Annotated in this window: 13 protein-coding genes; 5 read left to right on the forward strand and 8 right to left on the reverse strand. The window is 57.3% G+C overall.

Features of this window, described 5'->3' with window-relative positions; all coding sequences use genetic code 11:
- The gene (locus tag AC2FLD_RS12660) at nucleotides 1–1,521 is read right to left on the reverse strand and encodes a hypothetical protein (protein ID WP_496672533.1); all 1,521 of its coding nucleotides are present in this window, start codon (nucleotides 1,519–1,521) and stop codon (nucleotides 1–3) included.
- On the reverse strand, nucleotides 1,511–1,660 hold the full coding sequence (locus AC2FLD_RS12665) for a hypothetical protein (RefSeq protein WP_172677872.1): 150 nt from the start codon (nucleotides 1,658–1,660) through the stop codon (nucleotides 1,511–1,513). The genes AC2FLD_RS12660 and AC2FLD_RS12665 overlap by 11 nt, the downstream gene beginning before the upstream one ends.
- A 79-nt stretch (nucleotides 1,661–1,739) precedes the next feature.
- Between AC2FLD_RS12665 and AC2FLD_RS12670 the strand changes: the two genes are divergently transcribed.
- Together AC2FLD_RS12670 and aroB are read left to right on the forward strand one after the other, a co-directional pair.
- A complete protein-coding gene (locus AC2FLD_RS12670) occupies nucleotides 1,740–2,327 on the forward strand; it encodes a shikimate kinase (protein ID WP_496672531.1) in 588 nt (195 codons plus the stop codon).
- Nucleotides 2,327–3,439 carry a 3-dehydroquinate synthase gene (aroB, locus tag AC2FLD_RS12675; protein WP_496672528.1) on the forward strand — a complete coding sequence of 371 codons (1,113 nt, stop codon included), beginning with the start codon at nucleotides 2,327–2,329 and terminating at the stop codon, nucleotides 3,437–3,439. The genes AC2FLD_RS12670 and aroB overlap by 1 nt, the downstream gene beginning before the upstream one ends.
- A 9-nt stretch (nucleotides 3,440–3,448) precedes the next feature.
- On the opposite strand, the gene AC2FLD_RS12680 is transcribed toward aroB, so the two are convergent.
- Together AC2FLD_RS12680 and ssb are read right to left on the reverse strand one after the other, a co-directional pair.
- Nucleotides 3,449–4,519: a site-2 protease family protein gene (locus AC2FLD_RS12680; protein WP_496672525.1), complete on the reverse strand. Its 1,071-nt coding sequence runs from the start codon at nucleotides 4,517–4,519 to the stop codon at nucleotides 3,449–3,451.
- Nucleotides 4,520–4,537: 18 nt separating this feature from the next.
- Nucleotides 4,538–5,029 (reverse strand): single-stranded DNA-binding protein, encoded by a 492-nt coding sequence (gene ssb / locus AC2FLD_RS12685; protein ID WP_496672522.1) that lies wholly within the window; start codon nucleotides 5,027–5,029, stop codon nucleotides 4,538–4,540.
- A gap of 202 nt (nucleotides 5,030–5,231) precedes the next feature.
- On the opposite strand from ssb, the gene AC2FLD_RS12690 reads away from it, so the two are divergent.
- The 3 genes from AC2FLD_RS12690 to AC2FLD_RS12700 all read left to right on the forward strand — a co-directional run bounded on the left by AC2FLD_RS12690 (nucleotide 5,232) and on the right by AC2FLD_RS12700 (nucleotide 7,986).
- Entirely contained in the window at nucleotides 5,232–5,810 is a 579-nt protein-coding gene (locus AC2FLD_RS12690) for a lytic transglycosylase domain-containing protein (RefSeq protein ID WP_050603557.1), read from the forward strand.
- A gap of 97 nt (nucleotides 5,811–5,907) precedes the next feature.
- The gene (locus AC2FLD_RS12695) at nucleotides 5,908–6,870 is read left to right on the forward strand and encodes a LuxR C-terminal-related transcriptional regulator (protein ID WP_496672519.1); all 963 of its coding nucleotides are present in this window, start codon (nucleotides 5,908–5,910) and stop codon (nucleotides 6,868–6,870) included.
- A 129-nt stretch (nucleotides 6,871–6,999) separates the two neighbouring features.
- Nucleotides 7,000–7,986, forward strand: coding sequence for an MBL fold metallo-hydrolase (locus AC2FLD_RS12700; protein ID WP_496672516.1), 987 nt, complete (start codon nucleotides 7,000–7,002; stop codon nucleotides 7,984–7,986).
- A gap of 121 nt (nucleotides 7,987–8,107) precedes the next feature.
- Here the strand turns inward: AC2FLD_RS12700 and AC2FLD_RS12705 are convergent, their stop codons facing one another.
- From AC2FLD_RS12705 to AC2FLD_RS12720, 4 genes are all read right to left on the reverse strand, one after another.
- Nucleotides 8,108–10,195, reverse strand: coding sequence for a dipeptide ABC transporter ATP-binding protein (locus tag AC2FLD_RS12705; protein ID WP_050603554.1), 2,088 nt, complete (start codon nucleotides 10,193–10,195; stop codon nucleotides 8,108–8,110).
- Nucleotides 10,196–10,286: 91 nt separating this feature from the next.
- Nucleotides 10,287–11,750, reverse strand: a complete 1,464-nt coding sequence (locus tag AC2FLD_RS12710) for an ABC transporter permease (protein WP_496672513.1) — start codon at nucleotides 11,748–11,750, stop codon at nucleotides 10,287–10,289.
- Nucleotides 11,751–11,765: 15 nt separating this feature from the next.
- On the reverse strand, nucleotides 11,766–12,812 hold the full coding sequence (locus AC2FLD_RS12715; RefSeq protein WP_496672510.1) for an ABC transporter permease: 1,047 nt from the start codon (nucleotides 12,810–12,812) through the stop codon (nucleotides 11,766–11,768).
- Nucleotides 12,813–12,948: 136 nt separating this feature from the next.
- Nucleotides 12,949–14,613: an ABC transporter substrate-binding protein gene (locus tag AC2FLD_RS12720; protein ID WP_496672507.1), complete on the reverse strand. Its 1,665-nt coding sequence runs from the start codon at nucleotides 14,611–14,613 to the stop codon at nucleotides 12,949–12,951.
- Between the last annotated feature and the right edge of the window lie 103 nt (nucleotides 14,614–14,716).

Genomic DNA, 14,716 nt, shown 5'->3' on the forward strand with positions numbered 1-14,716 from the left:
TCACCGCTCTTGCAGGATCAAAAGCGTTAGGGCGGCGCGGCGGGCCGTGTCCTCCAACCCCACCTTTCGGAAGGTTGCGATAGCGCCGGTCAGATCGACCAGATTGCCGCGTGCTCCATGGGCAAACATTTGCATCGCTTCCAAAATGGCCTCGCCCAGCTGACCGTTGGCCAACAGCGCGTCGATGTCGCTGGGCACAGGCGCCGACCATTCAAATCCTTGCGCGATGGCATCTGCCCGGGGTGAGGGGGATACAGCCCGTCCGGGATCGCCTTGCGCAAGCGCTGCAAGGAACAATGTGTCGGTCGAGTTGTCGGGCGTAACAAGGGCTGCACGTTCATACATCTCGGACAACATGAGGATGCGCCAGCGCAGGATTTCAGTGGCGGTCACGGGCAAGGTAACTTGCGACAGGCGTTCTACGAAGAGTTCCGCAAAGGGAACTTCAAGGCCCACGCTACGCATCTGTTGCCAGACAATGGGCAGTGTCTTTCCGATGGCCTCGGCATTGCCCGTGTTCAGTGCGCTTTCAAATCGTTGGATGGCCGAGACACGGTCCCAGACCGCGCCGGATGCGGCAGGATCACGTTCGGTGTAAAGGCCCAAGAGCTGATTTGGCGTCAATGCACCGATCCGTGTCAACCGTTCGGCAGCTTCGATCTGGGCCTTCCAACCCGCGACGTCCCGCAAATCTGCGTTGGCAAAGGCGCGCGGCAGAGGGGCGGACGGCAGGCGTTCCCCGATGGCTTCGAATAGCCGGAAACTCAGCGGGTCGGGGTCTTCAGGCTGCGGCAGATAGGCTGCACCTTCATAAAGCTCGGGGCTCAGAAAACGGTCCAGTACTGCAAGGTCTTCGGGCGACAGAAGTTCCAGCGCGTGCGCGGCTTCAAGTGTCAGCGCCGCAGACGCCCAATCCCCGCGACGCGCTTTGCAGAATATCTGCGCTGCATAGTTCTGCGACAGATGAGGTTGTGCAATCAGGGCAGTGCAACTTCGATCTTCGTCCCCGGTCAACAGTGTCGCGTCGAACCAGCGTTGAAAACGCTCTTGCGTGTCAGTTGGACCGGCCAATTGCACGAGTGATTGTACAGGGTCTGCTGCGCCCAGCTGCATCAGTCGATCCAGGCGGGCCAATAGCAGAACCTCCTGCGCATCTGGCCCGGACGGGGCGCGGGATTCTGACAAGAGCAACGTGAACAGCAAACGCTGCATGGCGGGATTGTCACGAACGGGTATCTTGGAAATCAGTTCTGCCAGACGGCTGGGATCACTGCTTTGCCAAAGGTCGATCGGCAGGCCCGTGACGGTGGACGACACAAGACCCAGCGGCTGTGACAACGCCTCAAGCGAAGTCACCTCGATGTCCGGCAAGGCACCGTTTTGAGCCACAGGTGGCTCCAGCAGAACGGTTCCGGGTAGGTTTTCAGGCGGATTCGACAGCCAATCGATGGCCGACAAAGGGGCCTGCGCCTGTGCCGACCCTGCTAGAAAGACGACAAAAAGCGCCTGTTTAGTCGACATCCAGCACGACCGGTTCGCGGATTTCACTTTGGGGTGCTGAAAAATCCGCGCCAAAGAAAGGACCCACATAGGCATAAGCCACCAGCCCAATGAACCCAAGGCAAAGAACATATATCAGAAACTTGATTAGACGGCCCATGGCTTTACGCTGCCTCAATTTTTGATTTTGGCCAAGTTATAACTGGCATTTTTCCTAAGATCACGTCATTCACGTTGAAATGAGCGAAATTAAGCATAACACCCACATTTCGGACGCACAGGGCAGGTTTGAACTGCACAAAACCGTGGTTCTGGTGGGGATGATGGGCGCTGGTAAGACCGCTGTGGGCCGCGCCCTGGCGGCGCGCCTTGGCGTTCCGTTTCTGGACAGCGATGCCGAGATCGAATCAGCCGCCAACATGACCATCCCGGAAATCTTCAAACGTGATGGCGAACCTTTCTTTCGCGTGAAGGAAGCGCAGGTTATCGAACGCTTGCTGGAAGAGAAGAATGGTATCTTGTCAACCGGTGGCGGGGCGTTTCTGCAACCGAACAACCGCCGAACGATCAGCCAGCAGGGGGCCTCGGTATGGCTTCGGGCTGACCTGAACGTGTTGTGGAACCGGGTGCGCCGCAAGGATACGCGCCCGTTGCTTCGAACCGCTGATCCTTATGCAACGTTAAAGGCCCTCTACGAGGCGCGCGTGCCGGTTTACGCCGAGGCGGATTTGACGGTCGAGTCCGATGGCGATACCTCGATCGAGAATATGGTGGACCGGGTGGTCGTCGCTTTGCTGGCGCGCCCCGATGTTTTGGAACAGAAGTAATGCATCAAACAGTACACGTGGATCTGGGCGACCGTTCGTATGATGTTGAGATCGGGCCGGATCTTCTGGCGCGGGCGGGTGAGTGGATTTCCCCGCTGTTGTCGCGCCCCAAGGTGGCCGTCCTGACCGATGAAAACGTGGCTGACCTGCATCTGGACGCACTTCGCGCAGGGCTCAACGCTGCAGGGGTCGAGATGACAGCGCTGGCGTTGCCCGCCGGCGAAGCCACCAAAAGCTGGCCACATTTCGAACGCGCGGTTGAATGGCTGCTGGCAGAGAAAGTCGAACGTCGGGATGTGGTCGTGGCGTTGGGTGGTGGGGTCATTGGCGACCTTGCAGGTTTTGCTGCGGCTGTTCTGCGCCGCGGGGTCCGGTTTGTGCAGATCCCCACATCGCTTCTGGCGCAGGTCGACAGCTCGGTCGGGGGAAAAACAGGGATCAATGCGCCTCAGGGCAAGAACCTGATTGGGGCGTTCCATCAACCCTCGCTGGTACTGGCTGACACGTCAGTTCTTGGGACTATGACCCAGAGGGATTTTCTGTCGGGCTATGGCGAGGTCGTGAAATACGGTCTACTGGGCGACGCGGATTTCTTTGAGTGGCTTGAGGAAAACGGACCAAACGTGTCCGCCGGAGAGATGGCGGCGCGCGTGCGGGCTGTCACGCGTTCTGTGCAGATGAAAGCCGATATCGTGGCGCGGGATGAAACCGAACAAGGCGATCGTGCCTTGTTGAATCTGGGGCACACGTTCTGCCACGCGCTTGAGGCGGCGACGGGTTATTCTGACCGATTGCTGCATGGTGAAGGCGTCGCCATCGGCTGTGCGCTTGCGTTTGAACTGTCCTCGCGTCTCGGGTTGTGTTCACAAGAAGACCCAAGCCGGGTGCGGGCGCATCTGCGGGCCATGGGGATGAAGATTGATCTTGCTGATATTCCGGGGGATCTTCCAAGTGCCCAAGCGCTGGTGGATCTTATGGGGCAGGACAAGAAGGTCGTGGATGGGCAGTTGCGGTTCATTCTCGCGCGCGGCATCGGTCAGGCTTTTGTGACCTCTGATGTGCCAAAGGATGCGGTTCTGTCGGTCTTGTCAGACGCTTTGGCAGTGGCGTGATCCGGGGCCCTAGCGGCCCTGTATCACCATCAGTTCGCCGATGTTTTCGCGGGTGATATAGCCTACCATGCGCCCGCCATGGGTGGTAACCGCGATGGCTGGTGCGCCTTTGTGCAGGTGTTCCAACACCTCCTCAAGACCGGTGGTCAGCGAGACCGACGGGATATCAGCATCCATCACCGAAAGCGCAGCGGTTGATCTGGGCTGATCGTTGGCCAGAGCTGCGAACAAGCGATTTCGGGTCACAAAACCCAGAAGGGCACGATCAGAGGCCAGAACCGGAAACTCGTGCTGTGTCGTATGAATGACGGCTTGCGCTGCAGTGCTCAGCGTGTCGTTGGGGGACAGAGCGTGAAATTCGGTGATCATCGCATCCCGGGCCAATACGCGGCGGGCGGCGGACCGCAATGCAACATCCTGGCTTTCTGCGTTGGCGGCAATGAACACAAACACCGCGATCAGGACAAGAATGGGGTTTGCCGAACTGAGCCCAAGGAAACCAAGCCCGACGGCGACGATCTGGCCGCCTATCGCCGCCACTCGGGTGGCTTTGACCCTGTCCATGCGCAGGCACAGAAGGGCACGGAACACCCGTCCCCCATCCATGGGAAAGGCGGGGATCATATTGAACGCGGCCAGCAGCAAGTTGATATAGGCCAGCCTGTCCAATAACCCGGTTCCAGGCGAGTCGATCTGAGCAAAGGTTTCAAAGGGCGTCCCAGCGCCAAGGACAACGAGTACGATCCAGATGACGATGTTCACCGCAGGACCCGCAAGCGCGACGTAAACCTCCTGCATCGGTTTTTCCGGCATGCGTTCCAGCCGGGCCAGCCCGCCGATGGGCAGCAGAGTTATGTCAGGGGTTTTGATGCCATAGCGCCGAGCCATGAGAGCATGGCCAAATTCATGCGCAACGACGCAGGCAAACAGCGCCAGAACAAAAATAAGGTTGTCGATGGCGGCTGGCAGACCACCTGCGGAATAGGCTGCAAAGCCGACCCAGGCCAACAACAGAAAGAAGGTGACATGGACCCTCAGTTCGGACCCGAGTAACCGGCCGAGAGAGAAGGACCATGTCATGTCATGTCTCCGTATTGATTAGAACGGAATCTCGTCGTCGTCGATTCCGCCCGATGCCGGCGCCGGAGAGCTGGACGGACCGCCGTAAGGGTCTCCGTATCCGCCGCCACCGGCCTGGCCACCGCCATAACCACCGCCGCTGCCGCCACCGCCTTCACCGCGCGCATCCAGCATCACAAGGGTAGAGCCAAAGCCCTGCAATACAACTTCGGTGGAATAGCGGTCCTGACCTGACTGATCTTGCCACTTGCGGGTCTGTAATTGCCCTTCGAGATAGACCTTCGACCCTTTGCGCAGGTATTGCTCTGCTACTCGGACCAGACCTTCGTTGAAGATGGCGATCGAGTGCCATTCCGTGCGTTCGCGGCGTTCACCCGTGTTGCGATCTTTCCAGTTCTCTGACGTGGCAATGCGCAGATTGCAGACCTTGCCGCCATTCTGGAATGTCCGCACTTCAGGATCACGACCCAGATTTCCGACCAGAATGACCTTGTTGACTGAACCCGCCATGTTATTCCTCGTTCTGTTCTGACGTAAATGCGCCGAATCTGGCGCAATGAGTTTGCGTGACCCTATACGGCCTGCATCGTGGTTGAAAACAGTTGATACAACACTGTTGAACAAGAGTCTTACTGTAGTCTTTACCAAGCTTTCATTTTTTGCGGGAATACCTATACTCCGATTGGTTTCTTATCGAGCAGGATAGGCATTGATGCGTTCTTGGGTTGCTGGGTTTTCTGTTGTCTGCCTTGTGCTGGCTGTCGCGCCTGCGCAGGCGCAAACTTTGTCCACCAAAAGCCGTAAGGATATTTTTCTGAAGCAATCCAAGGTACTGGATTCGCGCGCAGCAACGCAGTATCGCGATTCCGCACGACTGAAGCCCAAGGCATCCCGCGCGCAAACCAGCAAGCGATATACCGGGAAGTATCGTGGCCAATATTTGGACTTGGCAAAGCAGGCGGCCCAGCTTCACAATATCCCTGAAGATTTGTTCCTGCGGCTTGTGCAGCAGGAAAGCGGATGGAACCCGCAGGCGAAATCTCACAAAGGCGCACTGGGATTGGCGCAGCTGATGCCTCAGACGGCCGAACTGCTGGGAGTTAATCCGCATGATCCCAAGCAAAACCTGGAAGGCGGGGCCAGATATTTGTCCTGGCAGTATCGCAAGTTCAAATCGTGGCCGCTGGCGCTGGCCGCTTACAATGCAGGTCCCAAAGCGGTCGAAAAGCATGGTGGCATTCCGCCCTACAAGGAAACCCAGAACTACGTGAAGGTCATCTGGGGCGGGTAAGCCCGGATGCTGCGACGCAGAGCGTCCAATTCTTGATTCCATGCGACTTGTCCAACTAACCTGAAAGGGTACCACCTAGAAACTGGTGAGGCCCATCATGCCTGTCGACCACCCTCAAATTCCCAAAGAAACACTGGCCAACTGGCAGCAGCTAGTAGATCTGGTCGCCGAGTTGGCAGATGTGCCCGCAAGCCTGATCATGAAAACCGATGCGCCTGACCATGCGGTTCTGATCACCTCGGATCATCCCGAAAATCCCTATCCGGTCGGATTGACTTTCCAGCTGAATCCCAAGCTCTATTGTCAGGGTGTTCTGCAGCGGGATGGAGAGCTGGTGGTCGAGGATGCCGCCTGTGATCCGGTCTGGTCCGATAATGACGATCTGGAACACGAGATGACGTTTTACATCGGTCTGCCTTTGAAATGGCCTGATGGATCGGTGTTCGGAACAATCTGCGTTCTGGATCGCAAGCAAAACCGTCGGGCTTTGCTGTTTCGCGAAGGGCTGACGCAGTTTGCGCGCATGGTCGAGTCGGATTTGGCTTTGTTGCAAGAGGTTTATCTGCGCCGCGCTTTGGAAGAAAAACTGAATGAAACACTGGCGCAGCTCGAAACGCGTGTCTCGGATCGCACGCGGGAATTGCGGGAAACCAACACAGCGCTGCGCGTGCTGCTGTCCAGTCTGGAAGATGATCGCAAGAGCCGTGACGCGGAAATTGTCGAACAGGTGCGTAGCCGGGTGCTGCCATATCTGGATAAGGTTCGAGCACAGTTTGCAGGTGATGAGTCGCAGAGTGTTTACCTCGAACTGGCTGAGAAAAACCTGAACGAGATCACGTCTTCCCTGTCGGACAAACTGACCGATGCATTTGCGGTTATGACCCCGACAGAGATCGAAATCGCGCAGATGGTCATGTTTGGAAAGACAACCAAAGACATCGCCAAGGCCCTGTCGCGAGAGACCTCGACAATCGATTTTCATCGCAACAATATCCGCCGAAAACTGGGTCTTGAAGGGCGCGACCAGAACCTGCGCAGTCATTTACTCTCGATTTCGTGATGCCCGAATATGGGGATTGCCCCCATATTACACCCCTAATTTTCCGGTCTGAGCCAACATGGCTTGGCTTGTTACTCTCTGTGACGAGGTGCGGGCAAACCGCACACGTCCAACAGAGAGGTACACTAAATGGATCGCAAAGATCTGAAACCGACCATCCTGAAGGGGGATAAGGATCATTTGGCTCCGGGGTTGTCTCGTCGGTCGTTCTTCATGGCAGCAGGGGCTGCCGGTGTTGGTGCGACAGCTTCTGTGCTGGGTGTGAAACCGGCTGAGGCGCAGTCTCAGGCCTGGTTGCAGCCGGGGAACAACAACCATGTGATCGACCTGCAGGCGTCGACCGGGCAGGCCAGCACCGGGGCCGTTGGCATCGACTACTACGGTCATTGTGCCATCAAGATCACATCCCCCAACGGAGCAACCGTGTTGTTCGACCCGTGGCGCGATGATCCGTCGGGTGCGTGGGGTCTGTGGTTCCGCAACGAATTCCCTCAGATCCCGGTGGATATCACCCTGTCGACGCATGCGCATTTTGATCACGATGCAATTGAGCGCCCAAGCTCGACGATGGTTCTGGACCGGATGGTCGGTAATTTTGAGTTTGCCGATCTCAAGATCACCGGGTTTGCCGACAAACATGCCTGTGTTGCACCGGGCTGGTATGATTGGACAAACGCGCTCGCCGAGTTCGGGGTGGAAGCCTGCCCGCCGAACAATGTGGGCCACATGGATATGGTGGTCTATCTGGTTGAAACCGGCGGAATCCGCACGCTGATCTGGGGCGACAACCGCCACAACCCGCCACAGGAGTTCTGGGATGAGATCGGACAGGTCGATGTCCTCACCCTTCCGGTGGATGGTTCGGAACATATCCTCAGTTATGACCAGGGCAACGATATCGTGGCCAAACTGAAGCCCAAGGTCATCATTCCCACACATTACCTGAACGAGGTCACGTCTTACACGCTGACCACGCTGCAATCCGCAGATGAATGGGTAAAGGGACAACAGAGCTACAAGATGCTCGACAGCGCCAGTCTTCAACTTGAAGCCGGAGAGATTTCCGGAATGAACCAGGAGTTCATGCATTTCGGCAACAACGTCATGACCGGCTGAGAACAATACGGGAGCCAGCACTCACATTCTTACTCCCAAGCGTCGCCTGTCTCGCCCTAAAATGCGGCGAAAAAAGAAAGGGCCGGCCTGTGACCGGCCCTTTCTGTGTCTGATCTGGCGGTTATTCCGCCGCGACTTTGATCACCGGCTCCATCCGCGCCAGAATGTCTTCGGCCAGGTGACATTTCACCTGATGACCGTCCGCAAGGGTCTGCACCGGCGGAACATGCGTCTCGCAACGCCCATCCGGCACTTCGGATTTCCAGCGGCAGCGGGTCTGGAACGGGCAGCCCGGCGGCGGGCTCATGGCCGAAGGGATATCGCCATCCAGAACGATATGTTGCTTCTCGACCGAGGTATCCGCAATGGGCACGGCGCTCAGCAGGGCTTCGGTATAGGGGTGATAGGGCGGGGCAAAGACCTGATCCGTGGTGCCCAGTTCGACCACGTGACCCAGATACATCACCATGACCCGGTCGCTGAGGTAGCGCACGATGGACAGGTCGTGACTGATGAACAGCAGCGTCGTTTTGTGCTCACGCTGAATCTCCATCAGCAGGTCGGTAACGGCCGCCTGCACCGACACATCCAAGGCCGAGACCGGCTCATCTGCGACAACGATGCGCGCATCACCGGCAAAGGCGCGGGCAATACCCACACGTTGTTTCTGACCACCGGACAGCTGGCGAGGCATCCGTTCCGCAAAGGCGCGCGGCAGTTTTACCAGATCCAGCAGTTCCAGCATCCGCTTCTTGCGTTCCGCCTCAGAGTTTCCGACGCCGAAGATTTCAAGCGCACGGATGATCTGACGCCCGACTGTCATCGACGGGTTCAGCGTGTCAAACGGGTTCTGGAACACCATCTGAACTTCGCCAACCGTCTTGGCATCCCGTTCTTCAATGGGCACCTGCTCGATATTGCGGTTGTCCAGCAGGATTTGCCCGTCCGTCGCAGTTTCGAGCCCCATTAGAACTTTGGCAAAGGTGGACTTGCCGCAGCCGGATTCACCCACGATGGCCAGCGTCTCGGACTCATGGGCCTCAAAGCTCAGCGTCTCATTGGCCTTTACAACTTTCTTCTCGCCGCCACCGAACAGCGCGTTCGCGGCAACCTCATAATATTTCTTGAGGTTGTCCATCTTCAGAACAACGCGGCCGATCTCGCCCTTGTCCTTCTGATCCGCCAACGTAATGGGCGCGTTCCAGTCGATCTCCTGAAACTTCAGACAGCGCGTATGGTGCCGGTCATTCCCAGGCACGGCCTCCATCAAGATGTCTTTCGCGTCGCAGCGACCTTCTTCAAAATAATCGCAGCGCGGGCCAAAGTTGCAGCCCGGTGGCCGCTCATGGGGCAGGGGGAAATTCCCCGGGATCGCCACCAGCGGACGCGAGTTCTTGTCAGCCCCCGGCAGCGGGATCGAACGGAACAGCGCCTGCGTATAGGGGTGCTGCATCTCGTCGAACACATCCTTGATCGAGCCACGCTCGACCGCCTCACCGGAATACATGACACAAAGCCGGTCACAGGTTTCCAGGACCAGACCCAGATTGTGCGAGATAAACAGCATCGAAGTGCCGTATTTCTTGCCCAGATCCTTGACCAGTTCGACCACAGCAGCTTCAACAGTCACGTCCAAAGCTGTTGTTGGCTCATCCAGGATCAGCAACGCCGGCTTCGACATCAGCGCCATCGCAATCACGATCCGCTGCTGCTGACCACCAGAAAGCTGATGCGGAAAGGAATTCAGCATTCGCTCGGGGTCCGGCAGGCGAACGTCTGTCACAACTTCCAAAGCCCGCGAATATGCTTCTTCCGTGCTGACACCTTCGTGGATCATCGGCACTTCCATCAGTTGCTTGCCGATCTTCATCGCCGGGTTCAGCGATGCCATCGGCTCCTGATAGATCATCGCGATTTCGTTTCCACGAATGTCACGTAGTTCTTCGGTCGACATTTCCGCCAGATCGCGGCCCTTGAACTTGATCGTTCCGCCTACGACGCGACCGTTCTTGCCAAGGTCTTGCATGACGCCCAGCGCCACGGTTGATTTACCGCAGCCGGATTCACCAACCAGCCCCACCGCCTCGCCGGGCTGTACGCTGACCGAGAAATCCATCACGGCAGGAATTTCGCGCAGACGGGTGAAAAACGAAATCGACAGCTTGTCGATCTCCAGAATTGGCCCGTCATAATCCGCCATTTTGCTCATCTTGTTCACTCCTCACCAAATGCGGGGATCCCCTTCATCTGGCTGAAAATATCCCGGGGGTCCGGGGGCAGAGCCCCCGGCCTCGATCACGTCAGTCCTTCAGGCTTTCTTCGCGAAGACCGTCCGCCAGCAGGTTCAGACCAAGAACCAGCGACAACAGTGCAAAGGCAGGCGGAAGGGCAGGGTGCAGGTAGATCGACAGAAGCTTGCGCCCCTCGTTGATCGTCGAACCCCAATCCGGGCTTTCAGGTGGAAGGCCCAGCCCGAAGAAACCCAAGGTTCCCAGCAGGATGGTTGTGTAACCAATGCGCAGACAGAAATCGACGATCAGCGGACCACGGGCATTGGGCAGGATTTCCCACAGCATGATGTACCAGGGACCCTCGCCACGGGTCTGGGCCGCAGCCACGTAGTCGCGTGTTTTGATGTCCAATGCCAGCCCGCGCACAATACGGAAAACCGTGGGCGAGTTCACGAAGACCACCGAGACGAAGACCACCAGAATGCCGCCGGGGATATCGAACAGATCCAGATATGTTGGCAGGCCCCAGATCCGGTAGGCGTCGGTATTGATGACGTAACCACCGGTCGAGATCAGCGACAAATACAGCCAAATCGCCACGCCCAGAACACCGATCAGCAGCGGTGTGCGGAAATTCGGGCGTGTGTAATAGCGCGAATTCAGCAGCACTCCGATGAACAGAATCGGGAACACGAACAGCACCGCCGCCATATAGTTGGGTACTCCGGTCGCCACGATTTCCGGTGTCACCAGCAGATAGAACAGCAAGATCACAGGGAAGGCGAGGATCAGGTTCGCGAGGAACGACAGGAATGTGTCCAGACGACCTCCGTAGTATCCGGCAGGCAAGCCCAAGGTGATGCCGACCATGAAGGCGAACATCGTCGCCAATGGGGCGATCTGCACCACGACCCAGGCCCCCTTGATCATCCGGCTAAAGACGTCACGAGCCAGGTTGTCTCCGCCCAGAAGGTACCAGGCGTATTGTCCGTCCTCCAGGTTCGGCAAAGGTGTTCCGGGCACTTTGTTCTTCATGCCAGAGATCTGTACAAGTGGGTCATGGGTAACGATCAGATCAAGCGCGCCGAAGATACCGGTGAAGACCCAAAACATCACAAGGCCAAAACCGATCATGCCAATGGGGCTGTCATACAGTTTGCCGTATAGTCCCAACCGCCGCTTAAAGGCGATGGACATGGCGAACATGATGATCAGCGCGACCCATACCGGCATGAACTGTTGGGAAATTGCCCCAACAATGCCGGCGCTGGTTCCCATCAGGACGCCCAGCACCAGATAGGCCACAGCCAATCCAACACTGGCCAGGAAACTGTAGTTCAGCACAAGTTGGATCAGGCCGCGGACTCCGCCGCTCGAACTGACGGATCCATCCGAATTCACGACAATCTGCTCTTCGGGCAGGAAGATACTGGCAATGGTCCAGATCAAGATCGACAGGATCAGCACCGCCAGTGCGATCATCAGCAATGGGTTCAGGAAGGCAATAGAGCCGGTCCAAGTAAGTGGTTCCATAATCTCACCCTCCTCTTATGAAATGCGGATGCGTGGGTTGAGGTAAACATAGCCGATATCCGAGATCAGCTGCGTTATCAGAACCACAAAGACCGACACGACCGAGATCGCCAGCAGAAGCTGGATGTCGTTGTTACCCGCCGCCTGTACAAGCGCCCAGCCGAAACCCTTGTAGTTGAACAGGGTTTCAACGATCACCACGCCATTCAGCAGCCATGGGAACTGCAGCATGATGACGGTAAACGGCGCGATCAGTGCGTTGCGTAGCGCGTGCTTCATGACGATGTTCGGGAATGACACACCCTTCAGGCGTGCGGTTCGGATGTACTGCGCCGTCATCACCTCGGTCATCGAGGCGCGGGTCATGCGGGCAATATAGCCCATACCATAAAGCGCAATGGTCAGAACCGGCAGGAAGAAGTTCTCGAATGTCGGGTTCTCCATCGCTTGCGTCGCGGTTCCTTTGAACCACTTCAATCCAACAGTGGATGAGGTGAAAATGGCGATGAAGATAACGCCGGACACGTATTCCGGTGTTGCCGTCGTGATGATCGAGAATGTGGACAGAGACCGATCCAGTGCCGATCCCTCGCGCATCCCGGCCAGAACACCAACGATCAGCGCGGATGGCACCATCAGGACCAGAACCCAAAACATCAGGTAGCCCGTGTTGCCCAGTCGCTTGCTAACAATGGTTCCGACTTCGTCCTTGAATACGGTCGAGTATCCCCAATCGCCCTGAAGAACACCGCAGTATCTCGCCGTGTCCTCTGCCGTTGAACCGGGTCTTGTACACGTACCCACAAACTGGCCATCGTCCAGTGTTTTCTGGAAGCCGGGCATCACGCCCAGCCATTGGCCGTATTTTACAAGTGTTGGCTGAAGATAACCGCGATTGTCCAACCAGGCTTCGACTTGCTCGTCTGACATCCGCTGGTTGCCCTGCGTTTTCGCAAGCTTTTCAAGGTTCGGGTATAGATTGGTCAGGAAAAAGACGACGAATGTCAGACATAATGCTGTAAGCAGCATGACTCCGAACCGTCGTAGGATGAATAGTCCCATGTTGGCCCCTGTTGTTCAGGTATTCCGCAGATCTTTGGACCATTTTCTGGCCTCGGACGTCCGACCCCGCGTCGGCAAGTCTGCGGCTGGAAAGGGGCGCCCGTATCAGGCGCCCCTTGTGGGTCTTTGACAGAGCTTAGGCAGCCCAGCCCCACTTGTAGTGGTGGTGTTCGAAGGTCACGTGCATGTCGGTGCCGACAAGACCCTCTTTCATGTGACGATAGAGCGAACGCCAATAGGGCTGAATAGTGACCCCATCTTCCTGCAGCAGTGCTTCGCCACGTGCCATGACTTCGCGACGCCCGTCCGCGTCAGCAATGGCAAGCGCCTCTTCCAGAATGGCGTCAAACTCGGGGCTTGCATAGCCGAACTCATTCCAGGCTTCACCCGAACGATAGGCAAGCGCCCAGATCTGAACACCCAGCGGGCGTGGGTTCCAGTTGGTCGAGCTGAACGGATATTTCGCCCAGTCGTTCCAGAAGGTGTTGCCCGGCAGAACCGTCCGCTTGACCTTGATTCCGGCATCGCGCAGCTGCGCAGCCACCGCGTCGGTGGTGTTGCGGCGCCAGTCATCGTCGATCGAGATGATCTCGTGTTCGAAATCACCGAACCCGGCCTCGTCCATCAGCGCCTTGGCAGCTGCGGGGTCGACCTTTTGCGGGGGCAGCTCTGCATATTCCGGGTGCAGCGGAGCCACATGGTGGTTTTCCGCAGGGGCGCCACGACCGCCATAGCCCAGTTCCAGACAAACGGCGTTGTCGACTGCCATCTGAATTGCCTGACGGACACGCTTGTCTGCATAAGGCTTCTGACCGTCGAATTCGGCCAGCTGGTTCGGACGAATAACGATGGTTGCGGCAGTCACAACTTCGGACTTCGCATAGCCAAGACCATCCATCACGTCGATGAATTCACCCACCGATTCATAAAGCATGTCGACTTCATCAGATTCCAGCGCTGCCAGCCAGGCGGACGGATCCGTGCCGTAGTCGATATACTCGATACGATCCAGGGCAGGGCGGCCGTACACTTCATCACCCCACCAGGTGTGATCCGGGTTGCGAACCAAAACGGCTTTTACGCCAACCTCAAGTTCATCCATCAGATAAGGGCCTGTACCCACGTTGTTCAGCAGATCAGTCTCGCTGAACGAGCTGTGAACAATCGCGCCGGGATAGTCGGCCATGCCCGGGATAAGCGTAATATCAGGCTTGGGCAGGTTCAGCTTGACCGTGGTTGCGTCAACTACTTCGATGACACCTTCGCCTGCCTGACCCGAATCTGCGTCGATCAGCGTCGCAAAGCGTCCCGCCATCGAGTTGGTTTCCGAGGTTTTGTCACACCAGCGTGCGATGTTGCGGGCAACGTCGTCGGCCGTGAAGTCATCGCCATTGTTCCACTTGACGCCCGGACGGACATTCAGAGTGTAGACAGTCGCGTCGTCGTTGACTTCCCAGCCTTCCAACAGCATGCCGCGGAATGAACCGTCCGAGTTGTACTCGACCAGATATTCCAGCGTGCCGCGCGTTACGTTCGCGATCTGCGACCAGTCATAGGTTCTGGGGTCTTTGAGGGCGCGCACTTCCTGCTGCACACGCAGCGTGCCGCCTTCTTGCTTTGCCGCCTGGGCCACTGCAGGTGTCGGCAAGCCGATCATGCTGTAAGCCACGGCAGCTGTAACCCCAAGACCGGTCGCGCGCGTCATGAATTCCCGCCGGCTCAGCTTGCCGTCGCGGTATTCCTGAGCGTGCATCTCGGCCGCCCAGTGCACCTTGTCTTCGGTGGATACGTTATTCGTCATGGATGTCTCCCTGTGACATTGATTTTGTTGATTGATTTATGGCTCTACGCGGCCCGGTTTTTCACGGTCGCCAGAGTGAAGGTTTTTGGTTTTTGGACTCTGT

The sequence above is a fragment of the Ruegeria sp. CDSA021 genome (genome assembly GCF_059612325.1).

Excerpts from the sequence above, each read along its gene's own strand:
- AC2FLD_RS12660 (WP_496672533.1), bottom strand. The coding sequence starts at position 1,521 with ATGTCGACTAAACAGGCGCTTTTTGTCGTCTTTCTAGCAGGGTCGGCA.
- AC2FLD_RS12665 (WP_172677872.1), bottom strand. The coding sequence starts at position 1,660 with ATGGGCCGTCTAATCAAGTTTCTGATATATGTTCTTTGCCTTGGGTTC.
- AC2FLD_RS12670 (WP_496672531.1), top strand. The coding sequence starts at position 1,740 with ATGAGCGAAATTAAGCATAACACCCACATTTCGGACGCACAGGGCAGG.
- aroB (WP_496672528.1), top strand. The coding sequence starts at position 2,327 with ATGCATCAAACAGTACACGTGGATCTGGGCGACCGTTCGTATGATGTT.
- AC2FLD_RS12680 (WP_496672525.1), bottom strand. The coding sequence starts at position 4,519 with ATGACATGGTCCTTCTCTCTCGGCCGGTTACTCGGGTCCGAACTGAGG.
- ssb (WP_496672522.1), bottom strand. The coding sequence starts at position 5,029 with ATGGCGGGTTCAGTCAACAAGGTCATTCTGGTCGGAAATCTGGGTCGT.
- AC2FLD_RS12690 (WP_050603557.1), top strand. The coding sequence starts at position 5,232 with ATGCGTTCTTGGGTTGCTGGGTTTTCTGTTGTCTGCCTTGTGCTGGCT.
- AC2FLD_RS12695 (WP_496672519.1), top strand. The coding sequence starts at position 5,908 with ATGCCTGTCGACCACCCTCAAATTCCCAAAGAAACACTGGCCAACTGG.
- AC2FLD_RS12700 (WP_496672516.1), top strand. The coding sequence starts at position 7,000 with ATGGATCGCAAAGATCTGAAACCGACCATCCTGAAGGGGGATAAGGAT.
- AC2FLD_RS12705 (WP_050603554.1), bottom strand. The coding sequence starts at position 10,195 with ATGAGCAAAATGGCGGATTATGACGGGCCAATTCTGGAGATCGACAAG.
- AC2FLD_RS12710 (WP_496672513.1), bottom strand. The coding sequence starts at position 11,750 with ATGGAACCACTTACTTGGACCGGCTCTATTGCCTTCCTGAACCCATTG.
- AC2FLD_RS12715 (WP_496672510.1), bottom strand. The coding sequence starts at position 12,812 with ATGGGACTATTCATCCTACGACGGTTCGGAGTCATGCTGCTTACAGCA.
- AC2FLD_RS12720 (WP_496672507.1), bottom strand. The coding sequence starts at position 14,613 with ATGACGAATAACGTATCCACCGAAGACAAGGTGCACTGGGCGGCCGAG.